General features: G+C 72.3%; 21 protein-coding genes. 10 read left to right on the top strand and 11 right to left on the bottom strand.

All coding sequences use genetic code 11. The features are described 5' to 3' along the window. Nucleotide 1 precedes the first annotated feature (1 nt). Complete coding sequence (locus tag Q5425_RS08250) at nucleotides 2-802, bottom strand: hypothetical protein (RefSeq protein WP_308671526.1); 801 nt, start codon at nucleotides 800-802, stop codon at nucleotides 2-4. 262 nt (nucleotides 803-1,064) lie between these two features. On the opposite strand from Q5425_RS08250, the gene Q5425_RS08245 reads away from it, so the two are divergent. After that, nucleotides 1,065-2,645: a substrate-binding and VWA domain-containing protein gene (locus Q5425_RS08245; RefSeq protein ID WP_308671525.1), complete on the top strand. Its 1,581-nt coding sequence runs from the start codon at nucleotides 1,065-1,067 to the stop codon at nucleotides 2,643-2,645. A 10-nt stretch (nucleotides 2,646-2,655) separates the two neighbouring features. After that, on the top strand, nucleotides 2,656-4,404 hold the full coding sequence (locus Q5425_RS08240) for a hypothetical protein (RefSeq protein ID WP_308671927.1): 1,749 nt from the start codon (nucleotides 2,656-2,658) through the stop codon (nucleotides 4,402-4,404). Nucleotides 4,405-4,433: 29 nt separating this feature from the next. Here the strand turns inward: Q5425_RS08240 and Q5425_RS08235 are convergent, their stop codons facing one another. Continuing rightward, complete coding sequence (locus Q5425_RS08235; RefSeq protein ID WP_308671524.1) at nucleotides 4,434-5,108, bottom strand: class I SAM-dependent methyltransferase; 675 nt, start codon at nucleotides 5,106-5,108, stop codon at nucleotides 4,434-4,436. A 93-nt stretch (nucleotides 5,109-5,201) separates the two neighbouring features. Here Q5425_RS08235 and Q5425_RS08230 point away from each other — a divergent pair, with 93 nt between their 5' ends. Then, a complete protein-coding gene (locus tag Q5425_RS08230; RefSeq protein WP_308671523.1) occupies nucleotides 5,202-9,218 on the top strand; it encodes an alpha-(1->3)-arabinofuranosyltransferase in 4,017 nt (1,338 codons plus the stop codon). An 84-nt stretch (nucleotides 9,219-9,302) separates the two neighbouring features. Here the strand turns inward: Q5425_RS08230 and Q5425_RS08225 are convergent, their stop codons facing one another. Next, nucleotides 9,303-10,505 carry a polysaccharide biosynthesis protein gene (locus Q5425_RS08225; protein ID WP_308671522.1) on the bottom strand — a complete coding sequence of 401 codons (1,203 nt, stop codon included), beginning with the start codon at nucleotides 10,503-10,505 and terminating at the stop codon, nucleotides 9,303-9,305. 70 nt (nucleotides 10,506-10,575) lie between these two features. On the opposite strand from Q5425_RS08225, the gene Q5425_RS08220 reads away from it, so the two are divergent. Together Q5425_RS08220 and Q5425_RS08215 are read left to right on the top strand one after the other, a co-directional pair. Beyond that, on the top strand, nucleotides 10,576-12,258 hold the full coding sequence (locus tag Q5425_RS08220; RefSeq protein ID WP_308671521.1) for a hypothetical protein: 1,683 nt from the start codon (nucleotides 10,576-10,578) through the stop codon (nucleotides 12,256-12,258). A 3-nt stretch (nucleotides 12,259-12,261) separates the two neighbouring features. Continuing rightward, nucleotides 12,262-12,444: a hypothetical protein gene (locus Q5425_RS08215; protein WP_308671520.1), complete on the top strand. Its 183-nt coding sequence runs from the start codon at nucleotides 12,262-12,264 to the stop codon at nucleotides 12,442-12,444. 906 nt (nucleotides 12,445-13,350) lie between these two features. Here Q5425_RS08215 and Q5425_RS08210 read toward each other — a convergent pair. Next, nucleotides 13,351-14,583 carry a glycosyltransferase family 4 protein gene (locus Q5425_RS08210; RefSeq protein ID WP_308671926.1) on the bottom strand — a complete coding sequence of 411 codons (1,233 nt, stop codon included), beginning with the start codon at nucleotides 14,581-14,583 and terminating at the stop codon, nucleotides 13,351-13,353. 160 nt (nucleotides 14,584-14,743) lie between these two features. On the opposite strand from Q5425_RS08210, the gene Q5425_RS08205 reads away from it, so the two are divergent. Next, on the top strand, nucleotides 14,744-15,439 hold the full coding sequence (locus Q5425_RS08205; RefSeq protein WP_308671519.1) for a class I SAM-dependent methyltransferase: 696 nt from the start codon (nucleotides 14,744-14,746) through the stop codon (nucleotides 15,437-15,439). Here Q5425_RS08205 and Q5425_RS08200 read toward each other — a convergent pair. Continuing rightward, nucleotides 15,436-16,506 carry a DUF3068 domain-containing protein gene (locus Q5425_RS08200; protein ID WP_308671518.1) on the bottom strand — a complete coding sequence of 357 codons (1,071 nt, stop codon included), beginning with the start codon at nucleotides 16,504-16,506 and terminating at the stop codon, nucleotides 15,436-15,438. The two genes, Q5425_RS08205 and Q5425_RS08200, sit on opposite strands and share 4 nt — an antisense overlap. 271 nt (nucleotides 16,507-16,777) lie before the next feature. Here Q5425_RS08200 and Q5425_RS08195 point away from each other — a divergent pair, with 271 nt between their 5' ends. Then, nucleotides 16,778-17,275: a hypothetical protein gene (locus Q5425_RS08195; protein WP_308671517.1), complete on the top strand. Its 498-nt coding sequence runs from the start codon at nucleotides 16,778-16,780 to the stop codon at nucleotides 17,273-17,275. Between the two features lie 422 nt (nucleotides 17,276-17,697). Here Q5425_RS08195 and Q5425_RS08190 read toward each other — a convergent pair whose 3' ends face one another. After that, a complete protein-coding gene (locus Q5425_RS08190; protein ID WP_308671516.1) occupies nucleotides 17,698-18,105 on the bottom strand; it encodes a RidA family protein in 408 nt (135 codons plus the stop codon). Nucleotides 18,106-18,197: 92 nt separating this feature from the next. On the opposite strand from Q5425_RS08190, the gene Q5425_RS08185 reads away from it, so the two are divergent. Beyond that, the gene (locus Q5425_RS08185; RefSeq protein ID WP_308671515.1) at nucleotides 18,198-18,686 is read left to right on the top strand and encodes a MarR family transcriptional regulator; all 489 of its coding nucleotides are present in this window, start codon (nucleotides 18,198-18,200) and stop codon (nucleotides 18,684-18,686) included. Here Q5425_RS08185 and Q5425_RS08180 read toward each other — a convergent pair. The 4 genes from Q5425_RS08180 to Q5425_RS08165 form a co-directional block, all read right to left on the bottom strand. Continuing rightward, nucleotides 18,683-18,895 carry a helix-turn-helix transcriptional regulator gene (locus Q5425_RS08180; RefSeq protein ID WP_308671514.1) on the bottom strand — a complete coding sequence of 71 codons (213 nt, stop codon included), beginning with the start codon at nucleotides 18,893-18,895 and terminating at the stop codon, nucleotides 18,683-18,685. The two genes, Q5425_RS08185 and Q5425_RS08180, sit on opposite strands and share 4 nt — an antisense overlap. Then, on the bottom strand, nucleotides 18,895-19,374 hold the full coding sequence (locus Q5425_RS08175) for a DUF2975 domain-containing protein (protein WP_308671513.1): 480 nt from the start codon (nucleotides 19,372-19,374) through the stop codon (nucleotides 18,895-18,897). Before Q5425_RS08175 ends, Q5425_RS08180 begins: the two co-directional genes overlap by 1 nt. A 56-nt stretch (nucleotides 19,375-19,430) precedes the next feature. After that, nucleotides 19,431-20,609 (bottom strand): helix-turn-helix domain-containing protein, encoded by a 1,179-nt coding sequence (locus Q5425_RS08170; RefSeq protein ID WP_308671512.1) that lies wholly within the window; start codon nucleotides 20,607-20,609, stop codon nucleotides 19,431-19,433. 115 nt (nucleotides 20,610-20,724) lie between these two features. Next, on the bottom strand, nucleotides 20,725-21,333 hold the full coding sequence (locus Q5425_RS08165) for a class I SAM-dependent methyltransferase (RefSeq protein WP_308671511.1): 609 nt from the start codon (nucleotides 21,331-21,333) through the stop codon (nucleotides 20,725-20,727). A gap of 146 nt (nucleotides 21,334-21,479) precedes the next feature. On the opposite strand from Q5425_RS08165, the gene Q5425_RS08160 reads away from it, so the two are divergent. Continuing rightward, entirely contained in the window at nucleotides 21,480-21,947 is a 468-nt protein-coding gene (locus Q5425_RS08160) for a nitroreductase family deazaflavin-dependent oxidoreductase (RefSeq protein WP_308671925.1), read from the top strand. Here Q5425_RS08160 and Q5425_RS08155 read toward each other — a convergent pair. Beyond that, entirely contained in the window at nucleotides 21,937-22,470 is a 534-nt protein-coding gene (locus Q5425_RS08155) for a GNAT family N-acetyltransferase (RefSeq protein WP_308671510.1), read from the bottom strand. The two genes, Q5425_RS08160 and Q5425_RS08155, sit on opposite strands and share 11 nt — an antisense overlap. 84 nt (nucleotides 22,471-22,554) lie before the next feature. Here Q5425_RS08155 and Q5425_RS08150 point away from each other — a divergent pair, with 84 nt between their 5' ends. Further along, nucleotides 22,555-23,163, top strand: a complete 609-nt coding sequence (locus tag Q5425_RS08150) for a YdeI/OmpD-associated family protein (protein ID WP_308671509.1) — start codon at nucleotides 22,555-22,557, stop codon at nucleotides 23,161-23,163. The last annotated feature ends 92 nt before the right edge of the window (nucleotides 23,164-23,255 follow it).

Below are 23,255 nucleotides of genomic sequence, written 5' to 3'. Positions count from 1 at the left end.
GCTACCCGACGATGTCGATCTCGAACGGGTCGGCCGAGCTGTAGTTGATGTCGGCCCACACCGCGCCCGGCAGGTCGTAGCGCCGGTGCGAAGTGAGCCTGGCGTTGTAGCCGCCCGTCTGGGCCGGGTTGTGGCCGACGCCTTGGCGGTCGTTGCCCCACGCGAAGATGTTGCCCACCCACATCGGCTTCGAGAAGCCGTCGCCGCCGAGGCGCGGCCGGATGACGACCGCCGCGCCGGGGCTGCCGGACAGGAACACCCGCACCGCGTTCTCCTCGGCGTTCGGCGGGGTGACGGTGATGCGTTCCATGATCTCCACTCCAGTCGAGACGGGGTCGGTTCCGTCCACGCCGGGCCAGTAGTCGGCGACGGACGACACGTCGTAGCCCGGGGCGATGTTTCCCAGGTACTGCTTGGCGATCGCGCCCGCGGGGATGGCGGGATCGCCGTTGTAGTGCGCGATCCAGTAGTGCGGCTCCGCGACGCCCGCGGACGAGAACGCCGACCGCACCGACGGCCAGGTCGAAAGGTTGCAGTAGATCGTCGGGTCCGCGCCCGCCGCGCGGCGCATCCGGACCCAGCCAGGCGCCTCGGCCGGGGTGGCGTCGCCGGGCTCGACGTCGAGGACGTGCCCGTCGTTCGTCCCGGCCTTCTTGACGATGGTGACCTTGACCGCGTGGGGAAACCGCCCCCAGTCCGCGGCCGACCAGGGTTCCAGCTTGATCTTGTCGATGTACCCGGCGACCATCCGGGCATCGGCGGGGATGTTCGCGGCCGTGACCGCGTCGTACATCGTGCGCACGGGTTGCGTCTCCGTTCGGTGCCGTATCGCCGTTTCGGGGACGGCGAAATCACATTCCGCGATCCGCCATCGTGCAGATACCCGCGTCTGAAGGTCGTTAAGCGAAAAATGCGGCTCCCGCATTGTCCGTCACCAAAACGGCCGCACGACGCAATTCCTTCACCGCCGGCTCACGCGCCGGTGGTGACGTTCCGCTTCCGGTACTGGCTTCCCGCTCACCCGGCTGGCAAGCTGCCACCACCTCACGAGGGAAGGGACGTGCATGGCGGCACACCCGGCGCGGGCCCGGCGGATCGACGCACGGGTGGTCGTCCTGAGCGCGCTGCTCGTGGTCGCCCTGCTCGCCTGGGCCGGGGTCGACTACCTGAAGGACCGGCTGGCCGGCAGCGGCTGCGACACCACCACCGCGGTGCTCGTCACGGCCGCGCCGGACATCGCGCCGGTGCTCACGACGCTCGCCCGGACCGTCCCCGAGCGGGACTGCTACGCCGTCGAGGTCACCGCGAGCCCGTCGACGGCCACCGCGACGGCGCTGGAGGCCAACGGCGCGAACGGGCCGGACGTCTGGGTGCCGGAGTCCAGCACCTGGCTGCTGCAGGCCCGCGACGGCGGCGCGTGGAACCTCCCCGAGTCCGGCCAGCCGGTGGCGAGCTCGCCGGTGGTGCTGGCGCTCACCGACGACGTGGCGAAGCAGGCGGGCTGGCCGGCGAAGTCACCGTCCTGGTCGGACGTCCTCGCGGGAAGCCCGGTCGGGCTGCCCGACCCCGGCCGGGACCCGGCCGCCATCGCCGCGCTGATCGGCCTGCAGCAGGTCACCAAGGACGCCCCCGACCCGGCCGCGGCCTTCACCGAGGAGATCCGCAGGCTGTCGGCGGTGAAGGAGCCCTACACCGCGTGGCCGGCGTCGGAGCAGTCCGTGCTGGCCCGCAAGCTCGTCGCCGCGTACCCCGCCGCCGGCGTGCCGAGCTTCGACTACCCCTACGTCGTGCTGCCGCGGGCCTCCGAGGCCTCCCGCTCGGCGGCCGAGCGGTTCCTGCGGCTGCTGCTCGACCAGACCGCCACCCAGACGTTCGCCGACGGCGGGTTCCGGACGCCGTCCGGGCAGCTGCTCGGCGACCGGCCGCGCGACACCCGCACGAACGCGGCCCCGCGCCCGGCCGGACCGCCCGCGCCCGAAGCGATGTACGGCGTGCTGCAGGCGTGGGCCGGGGCGAACCTCAGCGCCCGCGTCCAGGTGCTGCTCGACGTGTCCGGCTCGATGGCCGCCACCGTGCCCGGCAGCGGCCGCAGCCGGATGGCGCTCACGCTCGAAGCCGCGACGCAGGGGCTCGGGCTGTTCAAGCCGACGACCGAGATCGGCCTGTGGCTGTTCTCGACCAAGCTGGACGGCGACAAGGACTACAAGGAACTGCTGCCGATGCGGCCGATCTCCCAGCAGCTCGCCGCGGGCGGGGTGGCGACGCTGCAGGCGGTCAAGCCGAAGCCCGGCGGCGCGACCGGGCTGTACGACGCCATCCTCGCCGCCTACCAGAACGCCCGGCAGAGCTGGCAGCTCGGCCGGATCAACGTCGTCGTCGTGCTCACCGACGGGCGCAACGAGGACGGCGACTCGATCGGGCTGCCCGGCCTGCTCGCCGAGCTCGGCCGGCTGCAGGACCCGCGCAAACCGCTGCCCGTGATCGGGATCGGCATCGGTCCCGACATCGACGCGAGCGAGCTGGCGCAGGTCTCCGCCGCGACCGGCGGCGAGTCCTTCACCACGCCGGACCCGCGCAAGATCTCCGACGTCTTCTACCAGGCACTGAGCAAGCTCATGTGCCAGCCGCCCGCGTGCAAGAAGTGAGGACCCCGTGCTGCTGGAGACCGAGAAGCCCGCGCCACGGGCGATCCGAAGACCGTCCGCTCTGGTCATCGCCGCGTTCGTGGCCGGCGTGGTGCCGTTCGCGCTGCACGCGTGGGCGGCGCTGCACGGCAGTCTCGCCCAGGACGACTTCGTCGTCACCTACCGGGCGGCCGCGGCCGGGCCGTTCGACCTCGGCTACCTGTTCCAGGACTACCACGGGCACCTGCAGCCCGGCGGGTTCTTCCTCGCCGCGGTGCTGACGTGGTGGGCGCCGCTGGACTTCCCGCTCCTGATGGCGCCGCTGCTGCTGATGCGGGCCGTCGCGACGGTGCTGTTCTGGTGCTTGCTGGTGCGCTGCTTCGGCCGTCGCTGGGCGATCCTGGTGCCGTTCACCGTGTTCACGGCGTCGACGTTGCTGCTGGTCCCGACGCTGTGGTGGTCCTACGGCGTCCAGCTGGTGCCGGTGGTGCTGGCCGCCGCCGGCGCGTTGCACGCCCACGTCCGGTTCGTCCAGGACGGCGGGCGCTGGTGGCTCGGCGCCTTCGCCTGGACGCTGTTCGGCCTGGCCTTCTACGAGAAGGCCGCGGTGATCCCGGTGCTGCTGGCCGGGGTGACCGTCCTGCTGGGCCGGTCGTTCCGGGAGCACGTCCGCTACTGGGCGGGGCACGCCGTGCTGCTGGCCGGGTTCGCGGCCGTCTTCTTCGTGGTGACGTCGAGCCAGGTCGGGGCGGGTGCGCAGCCGATGTCGGCCGGCACCGTCGCCGACCTGACCGGGCGGATGCTCGGCGACACCCTGCTGCCGGGACTGGCCGGCGGGCCGTGGTCGGGCGCCGGTGCGGGTGCGACCTGGGCGCCGCTGCCGTTCGCGGTGGTCGTCCTGCTGCTGGCGGCCGCACTGGCCGTGGTGATCGCCGGAGTGCGCACCGGCGGACGGCGGGCGTGGGCCGCCTGGGCGCTGCTCGCGGCCGTGTTCGCCGTGGACGTCGCCCTGCTCGCGCTGACCCGGCTGCGCGAAGTCGGCCCCGGGGCGGGCGACGACCCCCGGTACGTCGCCGACCTGGTGCTGGTGGCCGCCCTTTGCGGCGCTTTCGCCTTCCTGCCGCCCGGAGGAATTGCGCCGTCCGGCGGCAACCGTGCCCGGCCGATCGCGCTCGTTGTCTGCGTGCTCCTGCTCGTCAGCTCCGCGGTGGGATTTCCGCGGCTTTCCGCGCCGCTGCGGTTCGAACATTCCGGGCAGTACATCGGCAATGTGCGCGCCGCGATCGCGGAAGATCCCGAGCTGGTCTTCTACGACACGTTCGTCCCGTCCGATGTGGTGCACGAATGGTTCGGGGCGGACTCGCGCGCGTCCCGGGTGGTCGGCCTGCTGCCCGGCACGCACTTCGACCAGCCGTCGAGCCGGCTGCACGTGCTCGACGCGACCGGCACCCCGCACCGGATCACCGGCGTGGACCCGGTTTCCCGCGGCGTGCCCGGCCCGGTCCCGAACTGCGGCAACACCATCGGCGAAACGCCGGTGCGCATCCCGCTGGACACCCCGGTGCTCGGCCGGCACCTGCTCAAGCTCGATTACTACACTTCGGACGGTGGCGAAGGGCTGGTCGAGCGGACGCCGGTGTGGTTCCAGGCCGGGCTGCACACGCTGTACCTGCCGGTGGACGGCCTGTTCGACCACATCGGCGTGCAGCTGTCGAGCCCGGGCGCGCCGGTGTGCGTCGCGAAGGTCGAGGTGGGCAAGCCCGTCGTGAGTGGCAAGTAGGGTTCTAACCCGCCTTACCACTCACGACCTCAGTAGGGGTCGTACGGGCTGTCGTGCCCGAGCACCCTCGCCACCGGCCGCAACCGCAGCCGCAGCAGCACCTTGATCCCGACGTTGCGCAGGAACCACGGCAGCTGGGCCAGCACGCGCAGCCGGTCCGCCGTGGACGGTGGCGCCAGCCGGAACCGCGCCAGCGACGTGGCCCGGTCCACATAGGTGTAACGCCGTCCGAAGAGGACCTTCGCGATCGTGCCGAGCGTGACGCCGATGGAGGAAAAACAGTCGTGGACCAGGATTTCGGCACCCGGCGGCAGGTGCGCCGACCAGCGCAGGTCGTCGGTGTAGGTCCAGTAGTCGTGCTTGCCGTCGATGTAAAGCAGCTGTATGGGGCGGTCCCAGTCAGGCCGCAGTTCCGTGCTGTAACCGGCGACGAGCTCGACGACGTCGTCCAGCCCGGCCCGCCGGATGTTGCGCTCGAACAGCTGCCGCGTCGGCGATCCGCCGAACAGCCTGCCGTCGACGAACGGGTCGACCGCGATCACCGTGGCCCCGGCCGTGCGGGCGGCGGCGCCGAGGACGATCGTGGACCGGCCCTGGTGGCTGCCGATTTCCAGGATGACGTCACCCTTTTCGAGCCGGCACGCGGCGTTCCACAGCGCTTCGCCCTGCGCGCGCGTCATCCAGCCCTTGACCGGCTCGGCCAAGGCCCAGGCATCTTCGAACGAGATGGCGCACCTGCCTGAATTCGGGAGGATCGTCGGCACATGGTAGCCAGGTTTCCGCCTAGTATCTACCGGATGGTAACCGGCACCCGTGCACGAACCCGGGACGACGCCCCACCTTCGGGACGCGACCGGAAGTTCTCGCCCGGTGCGTTCCTCCGCCGGCCGAGCACCTGGATCGTGCTGGCCCTGACCACGTTGTCATTCCTGCAGCTGCCGGGGAAGACGACGTTCGACACCAAACTGGACCTCGCCGTCGACCCGCTCGCCTTCCTCGGCCGGGCCCTGCACCTGTGGAACCCGCAGGCCACCGCGGGCGAGCTGCAGAACCAGGCGTACGGCTACCTCTTCCCGATGGGCCCGTTCTTCGCGCTCTGCCAGGCCACCGGCGTGCCCGCGTGGATCGCGCAACGGCTCTGGGGCGCGGTCCTGCTGTCGGCCGCGTTCGGCGGCGCGCTGCTGCTGGCGCGGGCGATGAAGATCGGGACCGAGCGCACACGGCTGATCGGCGCGCTCGGGTACGCGCTCGCGCCGCGCATGCTGACCGAAATCGGCGGGCTGTCCGCGGAAATGCTGCCCGCGGTGCTGCTGCCGTGGGTGCTGGTGCCGCTCGTGCGGGCCGGGGCGATCGGCTCGCCGCGGCGGGCCGCCGGGCTGTCCGCGGTGGCCGTGCTGTGCATGGGCGGCGTCAACGGCGCGATGGTCGTGATGGCCCTCGTCCTGCCGGGACTGTGGCTGCTGACCCGCCGCTGGACGCGGGTGCACGTCGAGCTCGTCCTGTGGTGGTTCGTCTTCGTCGTCGGCGCGACGCTGTGGTGGATCCTGCCGCTGCTGCTGCTCGGCGAGTACAGCCTGCCGTTCCTCGACTACATCGAGTCCGCGACGAACACCACCGCGCCGATGTCGCTGTTCGAGGTGCTGCGCGGGACCAACCAGTGGGTCGCCTACGTCGTGCAGGGCACGCCGTGGTGGCCCGGCGGCTGGTCGCTGATCGACAACCCGGTGCTGATGCTCGCCACCGGGCTCGTCGCCGGTGTCGGCCTCTTCGGGCTGACCCGGCGGGGCCTGCCGGAACGGCGGTTCCTCGTGCTCGGCGTGGCCACCGGGCTGACCCTGCTGACCATCGGCTACGTCGGCACGCTCGACAGCCCGCTGGCCGAGCAGGTCCGGCACCTGCTCGACGGGCCGCTCGCGCCGCTGCGCAACGTCCACAAGTTCGAGCCGGTGCTGCGGCTGCCGCTGATGCTGGCGTTCGTGCACGGCATTTCGAGCCCGGTGCGGGTGCAGTCGCCGCGGCGCTTCCTGCGGCCCGCGCTGGGCCTGCTGCTGGTGCTGGTGATGGCCGCGCCGGCGTGGCTGCTGAACCTGCGGTCCGGGCCGGGCTGGGACGCGGTGCCCGGCTACTGGTACGACGCTCTTGCGTACGTCGCCAAGGCCGATCCGAACGCGCGGACGCTGCTGCTGCCGGCCACCGGCTTCGGCGAATACGACTGGGGCCGCACGGTCGACGAGCCCGCACAGGCGATCGCGCGGAGCCCGTGGGCGGTCCGCAACCAGGTGCCGCTGGGGTCCGAGGGGAACACGCGGCTGATGGACTCCGTCGACGCGGCGCTGGCGGACGGCCGCGGCGACCCCGGGCTCGCCGCGCTGCTCGCGCGTTCCGGCTACCGGTTCCTGCTGCTGCGCAACGACATCGACCGCGAGCGGACCACGGCCCCGCCCATCGCGACCCTGCGCGCCGGGCTGGCCGGCTCGCCGGGCATCGCGAAGGCGGCGGAGTTCGGGCCACTCGAGGTCTACGAGGTGCAGCGGCCGGTGCCGCTCGCCACCGCGACGTCCACAGAGGACGTCCCCACGGTGAGCGGCGGTCCGGAGAACCTGCTGCCGCTCATCGGCTCCGGCCAGCTCGGCCCGGCGACGCCGACGGTGCTGACCGGCGACGGCGGGTCGCCCGGCGGCCCGCGGCTGGTGACCGACGGCCTGCGCCGGGCCGAACGCAACGTCGGCGGCGTCCGCGACAACCTCAGCCAGACCCTGACCGCCGGTGAGGCCTACCGCCAGCAGCGGGCCGCGGGCGACCTGCTGCCGTTCCCCGGGGCGGAGCACCAGACCGTGGCCGCTTACCGGGGCATCCGCTCGGTGACGGCGTCGACCGCGGCTTCGTTCGCCGACGCCTTCGGCGGCTCGGATCCGGGGCACCAGCCGTTCGCCGCGATCGACGGCGACCCGCGCACGGCGTGGCACTCGTCGTCGTTCACCGGCCCGATCGGCCAGTGGCTCGAGGTGGAGCTGGACACCCCGCGGCTGGTGAACTCGGTGGAGCTGCAGCTGGTGGACGACCTGCGCGTGGGCTGGCCGGCCACGCGGATCCGGATCACGACCGACAACGGCTCGGTCGACCAGCAGGTGATCCGCGGCGCCGGGCCGCACGAGTACTCCGTCGCCGCCGGGGTCACCCGCAAGGTGCGGATCACGCTGCTGTCGCTGGTGGTGGGGCGCCAGGACGGCAACGTCGGCATCGCGGAGCTGAAGATCCCCGGCACCGAGCCGCAGCGGGCCCTGGAAGTGCCCGCGGACCTGCCGACCGGCTCGGCGCCCGGGTTCGTGTTCACGCGCGGTGCGCAGCCGCGGTACGCGTGCCTGCCGGCCGGCGACGCCGTGCGGTGCGACGCCTCCGCCGCCCGTGACGGCGAGGAACCCGACGGGATCCGGCGGTTGTTCAGCACGTCGGCCGAGGAGACGTACCTGGTCGGCGGCTCGGTGCTGCCGGCGGGCGGCGGGCGCAACCCCGTGTCGCTGCCCGGCGTCACCGTGGCGTCGACGTCCCAGCTGGGCGGCGACCCGGCAGCGGCGGGGTTCGCGGCCGTGGACGGCGATCCGGGCACGACGTGGCGCCCCGACGTCACCGACCTGCGGCCCACGCTGACCCTCGGGTGGCCGTCGCCGAAGCGGATTTCGGGACTGCGCATCGAAGTCCCGCCGTCGAGCGGGGCTCGCGCGCCCCGGCAGGTGGAGCTGGCCGGCCGGTCGGGGACGCGGACCGTGCAGCTCGACGCGAGTGGGTCGGCGTCGTTCGAGCCGCTGGACACCGACCAGCTGCAGATCGTGCTGCCGGGCGACGACGACGATCCCGCGGCCCGTGCGGTCGTGGGCGTCGGCAGCCTGGCGCTGTCCGGCAGCCCGGACCTGCTGCCGGCGCCGGACCCGGCGTTCACCGTGCCGTGCGGGTCGGGGCCGAACGTCCACCTGGACGGCCTCGACTACCGGACGTCGGTGCAGGGCAAGCTGTCCGACATCACCGCGCACCGGCCGCTGGCGCTGGGGATGTGCCGGGACTCCGAGGGCGGCATCGCGCTGCCGGCGGGCGGGCACGAGCTGCGGACGGACCGGTCGGAGTCGTTCGTGGTCCAGGATCTGTGGCTGCGTCCGGCGCACGTCACCGCGGCCCCGCCGGCACACCGGGCGGTGCAGGTGGGCGGCTGGGACGCGACGTCGCGGTCGGTGACGGTCGGGCCGGGTGCGGAGGCGGTGCTGGCGGTCCCGGAGAACGCGAACGCGGGCTGGGTGGCCACATTGGACGGTCAGCAGCTGACGCGCACCCGCGTGGACGGCTGGCAGCAGGCGTGGATCGTCCCGGCGGGCGCGGGCGGGGTGGTGTTGTTGTCGTTCACCCCGGACACGCACTACCGCCTGAGCCTGCTGATCGGCGCGGCGGCGGTGCTGGCGCTGCTGGTGGGCGTGGCGTGGCCGGCCCACCGCCGTCGCTTCACGATCTCCCCGGGCGGTTCGTGGACACCGGTGGTGCTGATCGGGTTGCTGGTGGTGCTGGGCGGGATGCTGCCGGTGGTGCTGCTGATCGCGTGCCTGCTGGCCCGCCAGTTTTCGGAGCGGGCCCCGAGGTACCTGGCGTTCGGCGGCATGGCGGTGGCGGCGGCCGTGTCGGTGACGGGCCGGGTACTGGGCCACGGCCAGGACTGGGCCTACGGCCCGGTGACCCAGGCGGCCCTGCTCCTGGCCGCGGCAGCGATGGTGTCCACATGCGTGGACTGGTTCACCCGCAAGGAAAACCCCACGGAACCCACGACGACGTAGCCTCCCGAAGCCCTCCTGACTACAGATTCGGAAGCGTCACTTTCATAGGGAAAGTGACGCTTCCGCCGGAGGGCGCGGGGCTGCTCAGGCCGGTTTGCGCGGGCGGAGCTCCAGGAGGGCGCCGGCCGCGGCCAACGCGCCGGCGGTGCAGGCCGCGGCCGTGACCACCTGGGTGGGTGAGCCGTGGAGCCACGTCGTGATCAGCAACGCCTCCACGGCCACCGCCGTCCACATCAGCACCGTCACGCGGCGGTCGCCGTCGGCCAGGCGGGCGTACAGCAGGATCTGGACCAGCGCCAGCATCGAGCCCGCCAGCGCGAACGGCCACACCGGCATCGTGCTCCCGGCGTACCGCGCGCCGCCGATCACGGCGAGCAACGAAGGCCCCAGGACCAGCGACGTCAGCAGCACCAACGCGTCCAGGCCGCCGCACACCAGAAGCGCCACCGGCAGGACCCGGCGACGCCGGTCGGACACGGCGAACCGGGGGAGCACCAGCACCCCCACCGCCTGCGGCAGCCAGTACGCGATCTTCGTGACGATCGCCCCCAGCGCGTACTCGCCCGCCGCCCCCGCCGGCAGCGTGTGGCGGGCCAGCACCAGGTCGAGGTTCACCAGCAGCACCAGCGCCAGCATCGCCTGCGCCGTGTGGAGCACCTCGCCGCCGTGGCGGTCGGCCCAGCGGGGACGCGGGCGGCCGCAGAGCTGCCAGCCCGCCACGACCACCACCAGCGAACCGACGGCCGCCCCGGCCAGCGCCCCGGTCGGCGACCCCGAGACCACCAGCCCCACCAGCGAACCGCCGACCTTGCCGACGCCCTCCAGCGCGATCAGCCCGGACAGCACCGCGAACCGGTGGCTGCCCTGCAGGAGACCGTGGAACACCCCGAGCAGCGTCAACGGCCCGAGCGCCGCCGTCACCAGCAGCGCCGGGGCCAGCGAACCCAGGTGCAGCAACAGCACCAGCAACGGGCTCAGCGTCAACGCCGTCGTCGCGACGATCGCGCTCGTCACCAGGCCGAGCGCGAACAAGGAACCTTGGGAAAGCGACGGCGAGCGCGCCACCCGCAGGGCCACCACCGTCTGCAGGCCCATCGCCGGGACGACGCCGATCACCAGCACCGCCAGCAGCGAGCTCAGCTCGCCGAACGCGCCCGGCGCGAGGATCCGCGCGGCCGCCAGGCTCAGCACGTAACTGGCCGCGTTGTTGCCCGCGAGCGCGAGCGAGACGAGGATCGCCGCGACCCGGTTGCCGGTCCGCGCCGGGACTTCGGTGTCTACGCTCAACGGCGGGCTCCCATTACCGGCGGGTAATGACCAGGGACCCTAACCGCGCGCGCAACGGAAAGGAAGGGCCGTGGACGCACCGAGCAGGCGGCTCGCCCTCCCGGCGCTGTCCGCCGTGCTGGCGTTCGCCGTCTGCGCGCCGCTGCTCGGCCGCGGGTTCGTCCTGAGCTACGACATGGTGTTCGCGCCGCGGCAGTACTTCGTGCCGGACGCCTTCGGGCTCGGCAGCACGCTCCCGCGGTCCGTTCCCGCCGACGCGGCCGTCGCGCTCGCCACGACCGTGCTGCCCGGGGACATCGTCCAGAAAATCGTCCTGCTCCTGGCCATCTTCTTCGCCGCCTTCGGGGCGGGACGGCTCGTCCCCACCGAACACCTGGGCACCCGGCTCGTCGCCGCGACGGCCTACGCCTGGACGCCGTACATCGCGGAACGGCTGTTCATCGGCCACTGGCCGCTGCTGCTGACGTACGCGTGCCTGCCGTGGATCGCCCTCGCCGGGCTCGCCGCGCGCAAGCACGAACCGAATTCCCTGCCGAAGCTGGTGATCGCCTGCGCGCCGGCCGTCCTGACCCCGCCGGGCGGCATCCTCGCGGCCGCCGTGATGGTGGTGGCCGCCGGTTCCCGGCGGCTGTGGCAGACCGTTCCGCTCGCCATCGCGCTGAACCTGCCCTGGCTGGTGCCGACGTTCCTCAACGCCGGCGGCACGTTCTCCGACCCGGACGGCGTCACGGCGTTCAGCGCCCGCGCCGAAAGCTGGGGTCCCGCGCTGCTGAGCGTGCTGGGGCTGGGTGGCATCTGGAACGCCGAAACGGTGCCCGGCAGCCGGGCCGTGCCGCTGGTCCCGGTGCTGACGCTCGTCATCGTCGCCCTCGCGATCGCCGGCCTGTGGCCGCTGGCGCAGCGGTGGGGGAAGGCGCCGGTCCGCTCCTTGACCGCTCTCGGCGTCCTGGGCGTTCTGCTGGCTTCGCTGGCGACGTTGCCGGGCGGGGACGCGCTGCTCACCGCCGCGACGCGGTACCTGCCCGGCGCCGGACTGCTGCGTGATGCCCAGAAGTGGGTGGCGTGGTGGGCCCTGCCCCTCGCCGTCGGGTTCGCGCTGGCCGTCGAAGCCGCCGCGGCGAAACTGAAAACCGCGCAGGGCCGCGTCGCCCTGGTGACGGCGGCGGCCGTTTTCCCGCTGCTGACCATGCCGGACCTGGCGTGGGGCGGCTGGGGACGGCTCGGTACCGCGCAGTACCCGGCCGACTGGCGAGTCGTGTCCGAAAAGCTCGGTGACCGGCCCGGTGACGTGCTGGCGTTGCCGCTCTCGGCGTTCCGCGGGTTCGCCTGGAACGATGGCCGCACCCAGCTCGACCCGGCGCCGCGCGTGCTGCCGAAACCGGTGCTGATGGACGACACCCTGCAGGTCGGCGCCGAACGCATCGCCGGCGAAGACCCGAGGATCGGCGACGTCCGGGCCGCGACGTCCGCGCGGGAGCTCACCGCCGCCGGCATCGGCTGGATCCTCGTCGAACACGGGACACCCGGTTACGTCGACCCGCGGTTGCTCGCCGACGCGACGCGGGTGTGGTCGGGTGAATGGCTGACGCTGTACCGGACCCCGGGTGTGCCGGCGGTGAAAGCGATCTCGTGGACGCCCGCCTTGCTGGCGAACGGAGTAGCGCTCACATTGCTGTGCGTCGCACTGTTGTGCCGCATGTTACCGATGCGTACATTGGGCCGCGGCAGGATTTCCCCGCCGCGGAAGGAGTGACACGTGGGCACGGTCATCGGCGCGATCGTCGCCGTCATCATCGGCGGCGGAGCGGCGACCGCGGGCGGTTTCGCCCTCATCAAAAGCGCGGACCCGGACACGGCGGCTCCGGTGCAGCAGAAGCTCAACGCGCAGGTGAAGTACAACCCTGCCGACCATCCGCTCAAGATCTACGGGGACCGCTGACGCGTGACCCGGCTCGCCTCCGACCACGCGCACCGCGTCATCGGGCTCTACGGCGACCCCACCGTTTCTTGGAGCATCCTCCTCGAAGCGGACCTCGGCGCGGCCGCGCCGGAACCGGAGAAACTCCGTGCGCGGCTGGCGGCCGCGGTCCAGCAGTACCCGCACCTCGGTGCGGTGCCGGAAATCGAGCGGATCGGCGACCTGGCGACCGTCCGGGACCGCTTCGCTTCGGCGCCCTACGAACGCGGCGCGCCTCTGGTGCGCGTCGCCGTCGGCGAACCCACCCTCCTCGTCGCCGCGCACCACGGCGCTCTCGACGGCCTCGGCCTGCTGGCCCTGCTCGGCATCCTCCTCGACGTCCCGGTTTCCTCGGGCGCGCGGGGGATCGGCGAGCGGGCGGGCGGCAAACCCTTTGCCCTTTCGGCTCTCCAGCGGCTCGCCGAGGCGCTTTTTGCGCCACCGGGCCGGATCACCCCCGACCGCGACCGCGAGGCCGCGGGAGACGTCTTCGTGGCGTGCCACGAGCCGCGGCTGCGGCTGGGTGCCGCGGGGTTCGTCGCGGCCGCCGTCCGCACCACCGAACGCTGGAACCGCGCGCACGGCGCCCGCACCGCCCGGGTCGTGGCCGCGCTGGGCGCGTCACGGCGGTCCGGTGCCGCGCCGGAACCGGTGCACGACAGCGCCTTCTTCCGGCTGCGCCTCGGCCGCGGCGCGGACGTCGCCGAGGTGCTCGAGGCTCAGCCGCCGGAGCCGGATTTCCCCGCCCGCAGCAGCCGGCTCGCCCGGCTGGGCACCCGGCTGCTGGCGAGCAGGCTGGGCTCGACGTTCCTGGTGTCGAACCTCGGCGTCGTCGACACCGGGGACACCGTGCGGTCGCTGGCGTTCTACCCCGCCGCGAGCGGGCGGTCAGGCGTGGCGTTCGGCGCGGCGACCACCGGCGCCACCACCACCGTGACCGTGCGCGCCCGCCGCAAGGACTTCGACGCGCCCGCCGCCGCCCGGCTCTTGGGCGAGTTCCGGGACGCGGTACGGGACCAGGGTCCGCGGCCGGGGCACCGGCCGTCCGGAGACCTCCCGCACGAGTGACTCGAACTGCCCGGCGCTGGAGTCCCAGCTGTACTTCCCGGCCCGCTCGGCGCCCGCCAAGCCCATCTCCGCGCGTCGCAGCCCGTCGGCGAGCAGGTGGTCGACCTGGGCGGTGAAATCGTCGAAGTCGTCGGCCAGCAGGCCGGTCCGGCCTTCCACAATGGACTCGGTGACACCACCGGCGGCGCGGTAGGCGACCGAGGGCACGCCGTGCGCCGCCGCCTCCATGATGACGATGCCCCAGCCCTCCTTGACCGACGGGCACAGGTGCACCCACGACCGCGCGAGGATCTCGTGCTTGGCCTGCTCGTCGACCCAGCCGTGCAGGACGACCCGGTCCGCGACGCCGCGCGAAGCCGCGTGGGCGCGCAGCACGTCGTCCCACGGGCCCTGGCCGACGACCTCCAGCCGCAGGGACGGCCAGCGCCGCGCGAGCTGCGCGACGACGTCGATGGCGTGCTCGATCCGCTTGTGCGGCACCAGCCTGCTCACCGCGACCAGCATCGGCTCGCGGTCCCGTTCGGACGCGCACGGCGGTGGCTCGTCGAGGCCGTTCGGGACCACCGTGACGCGTTCGCGCTCGACGCCCAGCTCCGCCAGTTCCGCCTTGGTGACCTCGGAAACCGTGACGTACCGGCACCCGCGGAACAGCCACGGCGCCAGCCGCGACTCGATCCACCAGCCGATCCGGCCCAGCGTCTCGCCGAGCGCGCTGATCCACTGTTCCTCGTGGACGTGGTGCACGAGCACCAGCACCGGGCAGCCGGCGACCAGCCGGGCGAAGAACGGCAGGCCGTTCTGGACGTCCACCACAAGATCGGCGCGGGCCCGGCGGATCGCGCGCAGCGCGTGCGCGTAGACGCCGAACTTGTTGCCCCGCCGCCGGTAGCGGACGCCGTCGCGCCATTCGCCCGCCGTCGCGCCCGGGTAGGCGGCGCACTGGATCTCGACCCGGTAGCCCGCTCTGGCCAGGCCTTCGGCCATGCGCTCGACGTACCGCTCCGAACCGCCGCCTTCGGGGTGGCCGGTGTCGCGCCAGTTGACGAGGAGCACACGAGGACGTTCCATCGGGTTATCCAAACTGTAGCGACGGTGCTAGGTTACTGGTGCGTACACAGTAGATGAACGTATTCGGGAAAGCGACGGTTCAATGGTAGGTAATCCGGTTATCGCCGCGACGGCGCAGCCGCATCGCGCCACGCTCCGTCGTTCGGTGACCCTCTTCCGGACATTCCTCACCGAGCAGACCGACCCGGACGGCTTCTATTCCGCGCTGGCCGCCGACTCCGTCCGGCAATTGGCGGCGCACACTCCGCTGTCCGGCCGCACGGTGCTCGACGTCGGCGGCGGGCCGGGCTATTTCTCCGACGCGTTCCGCGCGGCGGGCGCGGTCTACCTCGGCCTCGACCCGGACGTCGGCGAGCTGTCCGCCCGCGGTGAGCCGGGGGAGAACATGATCCGCGCCAGCGGCACGGAACTGCCGGTGCGCAGCGGATCCGTGGACGTTTGTTACTCGTCGAACGTGCTGGAGCACGTCAGCGAGCCGTGGGTCATGCTCGCCGAGATGTGCCGGGTGACCAAGCCCGGCGGCACGGTGTTCGCGTCGTTCACGCCGTGGTATTCGCCGTGGGGCGGCCACGAGACGGCCCCGTGGCATTTCCTCGGCGGTCACTACGCCCGGGAGCGTTACGGGCGGAAATTCGGCAAGCAGCCGAAGAACAAATTCGGCGAAAGCCTGTTCCCGGTTTCGGTCGGCGCCGCGCTTCGCTGGGCGAAGGCGACGCCGCTCGCCGACCTGGTGGCCGGGTATCCGCGGTACCACCCGAGCTGGGCGATGTGGATCGTGCGGATTCCCGGCCTCCGGGAAATTGCTTCCTGGAATTTGGTTCTGGTGCTGCGAAGGCGTTAGCGGTCGGCGCCCACCGGCACCCGGTGCCGGCGCTGCGGCGGGGCCGGCGGGGCGGCCGGGCGGCGGCGGAGGAGCAGGTACAGCGCGACGACGATCAGCACGCCGCCGCCGATGCCGAGCCAGAGCGGGCCGGTGCTGGACAGGAACTCCAGCTTGCCCTTGTTCTCGTCGATCTGGTCGACCATCTGCGCGATCGTCTTGCCGTTGTAGGTCAGCGTCCCGTCGAACACGACGGTCGGGCTGCCGGTGGCGGGGCGCAGTTCCTGGTGCTGCTGTTGCTGCTGCTTCACCTCGACCCCGGTGACCGGCTCCACCCACATCGTGTTGACCCCGCGGTAGTACAGGTCCGCGTCGACGCTCGAACCGGTGGCGCCGACGAGCGAGCCGGGCACCTGCTTCGTTTCGAGCTTGGTGTCGGGGATGTTCTGGACGAACTTGTAGGTCTCGATCCCGTTCACCGTCTCGGTGCCGGTGAACCGGGCGGTGACGGCCTGGCCGGTGTTGTCGTCGTAGACCGGGTAGTCCTTCTGCTCGGTGCCGAAGGGGAACTTGAAGTTCAGGCCGGGCTGGGCCTTGTAGTCGTTCTCCTCGGGGGGCTTCTCGCCCTCCTTGTCGGCCTTCTCCTTGAGGTCGGTGACGTAGCTGCTTTCCCGGGTGCACTTCGGGTCGGCAGCGCCACGCGGGTCGTAGCCCTCGGAGGTGCGCCGGTCGAAGCAGACCTGGCGCTTGCTCGCGCTGAGCACAGTGCCGTCGGCGTCGTCCTTGACCTGCACCGCGAGCAGCCAGACCGCGTAATCGGTGTCTTGGTGCATCTCGGGCCGGGCGAAGTTCGCCTGGACGCGGGCGGTCGCGGTGAGCCGCCTGTTCTCGCGGATCTCGGTGACCGGGCCGGAGCCGTCGTCGGTCACGGCGAGGACCTTGCTCGCGGTGCCTTCCAGCACCGACGTCGAATCCTGGTCGAGCGGCACCTTGGCGAGCTTCGGGTAGACGTAGGTCGGCAGCAGCGCTGCACCGGCGACCGCGAAAACCCCCAGTGCCAGCAAGATCAGGCCGAAAGCTCGTCGCAACGGTCCTCCTGGGTCGTACTGCGGACACCCAAATTACCCGGCGGTAATCAGGTGCACGGATAGTGGCCCGCGCCACGTCGCGCGTCAAAGTGTGACCGGCGGTCACAGACACCCGAGGCGACCGGAAGGTCGTACGGGCACCCCCGTTCGGACCAATCGACCAAACATGTTTGTTCCCGGGCACAACGGGCGCGGGCCCACCATCTGACGATCCGCACTCCGCCGCGCCGGACCGCAAAGGAGAAATCCCCTTTTGCCCCAGGACCCTTCGATGGTCGCCATCGCGGCGACCGCGCGCTGGCGGGCCCGGATCGTGGCGGCGGCCGCGAGCGCGGGAATCACGCTCGCCGACCCCCTGGCGGGCGTGCCCGGCATCCGGGTGCTGACGTGCGCCTCGGGCGACCTCGGCGCGATCGTCCCCCGCCTGACCCGCAACGCCGAGCCGGCCCACCCGGCGATCGGCGCCCATTCGGACTCGATCGCCGACCGCGAGCTGCGCGACGCGGTGGCGGACGTCGCGGCCCTGCTGTCGCTGCACGGAAACGTGGTCCTCGACCTCGACGCGGGCGGCCGCCGCCACCGCCCACCCCGCCCGGACGTCGTGGTCTCGGCGGTCATGGACCGTCCCCAGTGGACGGAGCCGGCGGTGGCTTTGCCGGTGGGAAGGGATCGGCGCGGCGGCCCGCTGACGGTGGCGTTGACCGCGGGCCCGGGCTTCGAGCGAACGTTGTTGGAGCTGGCCCGCCTGGTCGAGACCGACGCGGCTTAGCGCCCCCACCCCTCGCCCCACCCACGCCGCCCGCCCGGCGGCCCGCTCGCCCGGCTGTGCCGCCCGCCCGGCACGGCCGCTCGCCCGGCGGCACGGTCGCCCGCCCGCCCGCCCGCCCGGCTCGGCCGCCCACCCCGCCCGGCACGCCCGCCCGCCCCGCCCCGCCCCGCCCGGCACGCCCGCCCGCCCGCCCCGTCCGGCGCGCCCGCCCGCCCCGCCCGGCTCGGCCGAACGCGCGCGCGGCCACCCGGCTCAGCGCGGCCGACGCTCACGACCCGGTCCATGCGCCCCAATGTGGCGTTGGTTGCGTCCAACGCACCGAACGCCACATTGGGTGCGTTGGACGCACCGAACGCCACATTGGGGCGCTTGAGGCGGGACCGTCCCCGGCGACCTGGGGAACCCCAGGCTGCGGCTACTGCTCAGCCCTGGCCGACGACCGCGGTCGCCCGGATCTCCACGCGCATTCCCGGTGCTCCCAGCGCCGCCACTCCGATCTGGGTCCAGATCGGGGCGCGGTCGCCCATCCGCTGCCGGAACTGCTCCACCATCACCCGCGTGTGGTCGTCGCCGATGGTGTCGTCGGCCGTGGGGATGTGGAACGAATCCACCGCCACCACGTCGGCCCAGGTCGCGCCCGCCGTGGCGAGGGTGCGCTCCACGTTGTCGAACGCCTGGACGATCTCCTTCTCGAGGTCCTCCGGGAACCTCGTCTCGTCGTCCCAGCCGCCCTGGCCGGAGATCTCGACGCGATCGCCGATCCGGACCGCCTGGCTGTAGTGCAGGGCCGCCAGGTGGCGCGGGCCGTAGCCCGGGGTCACGAAGAACATGGAACACCTTCCGATTGACTTCACGCTTGAAGTCAACGTACCACGGACTTACTTCAAGCGTGAAGTCACGACCGGATGGGTAGGGTTCCGTCATGGCCGAAACCGCACCGGGCGGCGCAGGCGCGGACCGGCCGCGCTGGCTCAGCCCGGCCGAAAAGGAAGCCTGGACCGGGCTGGTCTCGCTCATCCTGCTGCTCCCGGGACGGCTGGAGGCGCCGTTGCAGCACGAAGCGGGCCTGACGCTGTTCGAGTACCTCGCGCTCAGTCACGTCTCGGAAGCGCCGGAGCGCCGCCTGCGGATGAGTGAGCTGGCCTTCCTCGCCAACGGTTCCCTGTCCCGGCTGTCCAATGTGGTCAAGCGGTTCGAGCAGCGCGGCTGGGTGCGGCGCTCGCCCGACCCCGACGACGGCCGGTACACCCTGGTCGCTCTCACCGATGCCGGGTTCGAGGTGGTCGAGGCGGCCGCGCCGACGCACGTGCGCAGTGTCCTGGCCGTGCTCGACCCGCTCACCGCCGCCGATCAGCAAGCGCTCGCCCGGATCGCCGCCAAGCTGCGTGTGCGGCCCGCCGACCTGGGCTAAAGCTCGTCTTCGACCCACTCGAGCAGGTCGCCGGGCTGGCAGCCGAGGACCCGGCACATGGCTTCCAGGGTGCTGAAGCGCACCGCTTTCGCGCGGCCGTTCTTCAGCACGGCGATGTTGGCCGGTGTGAGCCCGACCTTCTCGGCGAACTCCCCGACGCTCATCTTGCGCTTGGCCAGTTCGACGTCGATGCGCACGACGATCGGCATCAGATGACCGCTTCCAGGTCGGACCGGAGCGTGGTGGCCTGCCGCAGCAGGGTGCGCATGACCACCATCAGCAGGCCGATCACCGTGATCGCGACGGTGACCAGGAACAGCAGCATCGGCATCCCCGGGTCGTCCGCGTTGAAGCCGACGAGCAGCAGCATGCCGGCGAACACCACCCACGCGGCGGCGACGGCCCACACGATCGCGTCGACCCACTTCAGGGACGCGGTGGTGAAGATCCGGTCCTTCTTGACCAGGGTCAGCAGCTTCCACGTCGCGACGACCACCACCTGCACGCACAGCACCAGGAACACCGCGACGGCGGTCAGCGGCCAGCGCAGCGGTGCGTCGTGCGGGTTCTGCTGGGCGTGGTAGGCGATCGCGCCCGGTAGCGACATCGTCTGGAACACGACGAGGACGCCGAACAGCACCACGAGGAAGAACCTGAGCGCGGCAACGGCCCATTTCTCGGTCATCATGCGCCGACTATCGCCGGGTTCCTATCGAAAGTCAATCGGTAGTAATCGAAAAGCGATCAATCCGGCTCCGGGTCCAGGCGCACCGACTCGAGCGCGACGTACAGCTCGCCGATGTCCACCGGGTCGGTGAGGTGGCGCTTGGTCAGCTCCTGCACGCGCCGCAACCGGTAGCGGACCGTGTTGGGGTGCACGAACAGCCGGTCCGCGGCGTCCTTCGCGGAGCCGTGGCCGGCGAACCACGCCAGCAGCGTGTCGAGCAGGACCTTGCGTTCCGCGCCCGGCAGGGCGAGCACGCCGGCCAGCGCCGACCGCACGACGTCGCGGGCCATCCCGGGTGCGGCGGCCACCAGCGTCGTCACCGGCGAATCGCCGAACACCACCACGCCCGCGGTCGCCGACGGCAGCGAGCGGCGGGCGATCCGGGCCCGGTGCAGGGCGTCCGGGACGTCGGGGAACCCGGTGAACGGCCTGCTCATCCCGGCCGCCAGCGGCAGCGACCCCAGCACTTCGCGCAGCCGCCGGAGGTCCTCGATCCGGTCGATCGCGACCAGGCCCGCCTCGCCGCCGGGCCGCCACGCCGACCGCCAGCGCCGCGCCCGCAGCAGCGCTTCGACGGAGTCGTGCTCGTCCGGCTCGACGCGCTCCGTCACCACGGCGACGAACATGCCCGCGGTCGGCAGGCCCAGCTCCCGTGCGGCGGCTTCCATGTCCGCCTGGCTCACGAGCCGGCCGCGCAGCAGGTCGTCCAGCAGCCGCGCGTTCGCGTGCGACGGCTCGGCCGCGACCTGCTCGTACGCCGTGGTCAGCGCGTCGGAGTAGAGGTCGATCGCCTTCCAGACGTAGGAGTTGATCTCGATCGTCCGGGTCGGGTTGAGGAACTCCGGGCCGGCGAGCTCCAGCAGGGCTTCGTAGACGAAGGTGCCGCCGATCCGGAACGCGCGCAGCACGGCGGGCAGCGGGATGCCCTGGCGCGCCTGGACGAGCCCGGTCTTGCGGGCGGCGTCGAGGGCGAGCCCGCGGCCTTCGGCCAGCGCCGTCAGCGCGCGTTCGAGGTTGGCCTCGCAGACCTGCCGCAGCTCGCCCGGGGCGGCCTCTTCCACCTGCCGGTAGAACTCGTCCTGCTCGCCGAGCAGCCGGGCGAGGCGATCGGCGAACTCGGGCAGCCTGGCCAGCATCTCGCGCACGAGCTCGCGGTGTTCGCGAGGTACCGGCTTGGCCAGAGCTTCGATGCCCATCCCTCACTTTAGCTCGGGTCCCCCGCCCGGGACATGCACGAAGTTGAGCAAAATTCATGTCCGTCGGGTGATCGAGGTCGTGGGGTCTTGATGGCTCAGGCGGGCTTGCGGGCGGTCAGGTACACGTGCGGCTCGGGCCCGGCGCCCGGGTGGTCGGGGACGAACTCCGCCTGGTCCTCGCGGACGATTTCGAGCCCCGCGCCGCGCAGCAGCCCGGCGAGCGCGGCGGCGGTGAAGCTGCTCGCGCGGACCGGGTGCCCCATGAAGACGATGTCGACCCGTCGACGTCGGCGGGCACGGTGGCGAAGACGAGCAGGCCGCCGGGCTTCAGCCAGGCCGCGAGACGGCCGATCATGGTTTCCTGCTCGGGCCGGGGGAGCTGCAGCATCGAGAAGAACGCCGTGATCGCGTCCCACGTGCCGTCCGCGAAGGACAGTTCGCGCATGTCGCCGAGTTCGAAGCGGGCGGCGGGCACCTGGCTCCGCGCGATCTCGACCATCTTCGGGGCGACGTCGTAGCCGGTGACGTCGTGGCCGGCCGCGACCAGCAGTTCCGCGGTGGGCCGCCCGGTGCCCGCCCCGAGGTCCAGCACCTTCGCCTCCGGGGGCAGGGCCGCGAGCAGGTCGGTGAGCGCGGCCCGCTGCGCGGTCGCGGTGCGGAAGGCGTGTTCGTAGTCCGTGCCGAGAGCGTCGAAGACCTCGGCGGCGGTTTCGGGGCGGGTCATGAGCGGACCCTGCCAGAAACCCGGCTCCCCAACGTCGCGAATGACTCATTCGGGACCTGCGACGTCGCGAATGAGTCATTCGCGACGCTTCGCGGGCGGCCCGGTGCGCATCGGTCCGGCGGCGCTAGGGTTCGGCCGTGACCGGTTTGCGAGGTGTTTTCGCCGGGTTCGGCAAGAGCAGGGCGTTCGCGGTGCTCGGGCGGGCGCTCGTGCCCGCCGACCGGGTGCTGCTGCGGATCAGCGGCGGCCGCGTCGGCGTCGGCGCGGCGGTCGGGCTGCGGACGTTGCTGCTCACGACCATCGGCCGCCGCAGCGGCGAGCCCCGGCAGGTGCCGCTGCTGTACGTCGAGCGGGCCGGCGGTTACGTCGTGATCGGCTCGAACTGGGGCGGCGAGGCCCACCCGGCGTGGTCGGCGAACCTGCTGGCCCACCCGGCAGCGACGGTCGCGATCGGCGGCCGGACCGTCGAGGTCACCGGGCGACTCCTGACCGGGGACGAGCGCCAGGAGATGTGGGACGCGGTCGCGGCGTACTGGCCCGCGTACGACCGGTACGCCGTGCGGGCCGGCCACCGCGAGATCCGCGTCTTCCTGCTGGAGCCGGTCAGCCGATGAGGTCGGTGTGCCGGATCCGGTACACCTGCAGCCGCAGGTTGTAGTACTTGTCCGTCTCGCCGACCCAGTTCATCCCGAGCCGCTTGGCGACGGCGATCGCGCGGGTGTTGTTCGGCCGCGCGACGGCGAACAGCTCTTCGGTGTCCTGGGTGAAGGCCCACTCGATGAGCGCGGTCGCCGCTTCGGACGCGTAGCCCTTGCCCCAGACGCCGGGGCTGAGCTGCCAGCTCAGTTCGAGGTCCTCCTCGAACGGCGGGAGCAGCCGGATGCCGAGGCCGCCGATCACCGCACCGTCCTCCTTGCGCTCCACGGCCCAGCGGCCGCGCGGCGGCGGCAGGTTCGGCTGCGCCTCCTGCCAGGCGTGCAGCACCGCGCGCATCGCGCCGATGTCGCCCACGCGGTCCATGGCCGGGGTCAGCCAGTGCGTGACGTCCTCCGCGCCGTAGATGGCGAACGCGGCTTCGGCGTCGTCCACCGTCCAGTCCCGGATCACGAGCCGGTCGGTGCTCAACGGGGTCTCCATACAGGACGCTACGTCGGAAGGCCGGTGATTGTTCCCGGGCGAAAGTGCTCAGAAGATGAACACTTAAGCCGGGACGATGAGGGCATGGAGAAGATCGACGGGATCGCGGTGCTGGAGGTCACATCGGCCGGGGAGTGGCGGAGGTGGCTGGCGGCTCCGGACCGGACCTCGGTGTGGCTGGTGATCCGGCGCAAGGGGAGCGCGCGGCCCGGGGTGGCGATCCACGAGGCGATGGAGCAGGCGCTGTGCTTCGGCTGGATCGACAGCAAGGCGCTGCGGCGCGACGCGGAGAGCACGTACCTGTGCTTCACGCCGCGGAAGCCGTCGAGCACGTGGAGCCGGGTGAACCGCGAACGGGTGTCGCGGCTGACCGCGGCGGGGTTGATGACGCCGGCGGGTCAGGCGGTGGTGGACCTCGCCCGGCGGACGGGGACCTGGGACGTGCTGGCCGAGGCTCAGGACGGGGTGGTGCCGGCGGATCTGCGGCGTGCCTTCGAGGCGGATGCGGTGGCTTCGGGGAACTTCGAGGGCTTCCCGCCCTCGTCGCGGCGGTTGATCCTGGAGTGGATCGCGAAGGCCAAGCGGCCGGAGACCCGCGGGCGCCGCATCGCGACGACGGTCGAGCTGGCGCGGCAGAACCGCCGGGCCGCCCACCCGCTCGCAAGGACGGTCGTGAGTGGTAAGGCGGGTTAGAACCCGCCTTACCACTCACTGACCCGCCAGGCGGAGGATCACCGCGGGTGGCTGCGAGCTCTCCCGCGGCCGGTCGTGAGTGGTAAGGCGGG

The organism is Amycolatopsis sp. A133 (assembly GCF_031082405.1).
Lineage (GTDB): Bacteria > Actinomycetota > Actinomycetes > Mycobacteriales > Pseudonocardiaceae > Amycolatopsis.
This window is presented reverse-complemented; position numbering and strand designations above follow the sequence as displayed.

What these genes read in the sequence shown, in the direction of transcription:
- Q5425_RS08245 (WP_308671525.1), top strand. Translation starts at nt 1,065, where the DNA reads ATGGCGGCACACCCGGCGCGGGCCCGGCGGATCGACGCACGGGTGGTC.
- Q5425_RS08175 (WP_308671513.1), bottom strand. Translation starts at nt 19,374, where the DNA reads ATGATGACCGAGAAATGGGCCGTTGCCGCGCTCAGGTTCTTCCTCGTG.
- Q5425_RS08155 (WP_308671510.1), bottom strand. Translation starts at nt 22,470, where the DNA reads ATGGAGACCCCGTTGAGCACCGACCGGCTCGTGATCCGGGACTGGACG.
- Q5425_RS08180 (WP_308671514.1), bottom strand. Translation starts at nt 18,895, where the DNA reads ATGCCGATCGTCGTGCGCATCGACGTCGAACTGGCCAAGCGCAAGATG.
- Q5425_RS08185 (WP_308671515.1), top strand. Translation starts at nt 18,198, where the DNA reads ATGGCCGAAACCGCACCGGGCGGCGCAGGCGCGGACCGGCCGCGCTGG.
- Q5425_RS08170 (WP_308671512.1), bottom strand. Translation starts at nt 20,609, where the DNA reads ATGGGCATCGAAGCTCTGGCCAAGCCGGTACCTCGCGAACACCGCGAG.
- Q5425_RS08150 (WP_308671509.1), top strand. Translation starts at nt 22,555, where the DNA reads ATGGAGAAGATCGACGGGATCGCGGTGCTGGAGGTCACATCGGCCGGG.
- Q5425_RS08230 (WP_308671523.1), top strand. Translation starts at nt 5,202, where the DNA reads ATGGTAACCGGCACCCGTGCACGAACCCGGGACGACGCCCCACCTTCG.
- Q5425_RS08165 (WP_308671511.1), bottom strand. Translation starts at nt 21,333, where the DNA reads ATGACCCGCCCCGAAACCGCCGCCGAGGTCTTCGACGCTCTCGGCACG.
- Q5425_RS08190 (WP_308671516.1), bottom strand. Translation starts at nt 18,105, where the DNA reads ATGTTCTTCGTGACCCCGGGCTACGGCCCGCGCCACCTGGCGGCCCTG.
- Q5425_RS08195 (WP_308671517.1), top strand. Translation starts at nt 16,778, where the DNA reads ATGGTCGCCATCGCGGCGACCGCGCGCTGGCGGGCCCGGATCGTGGCG.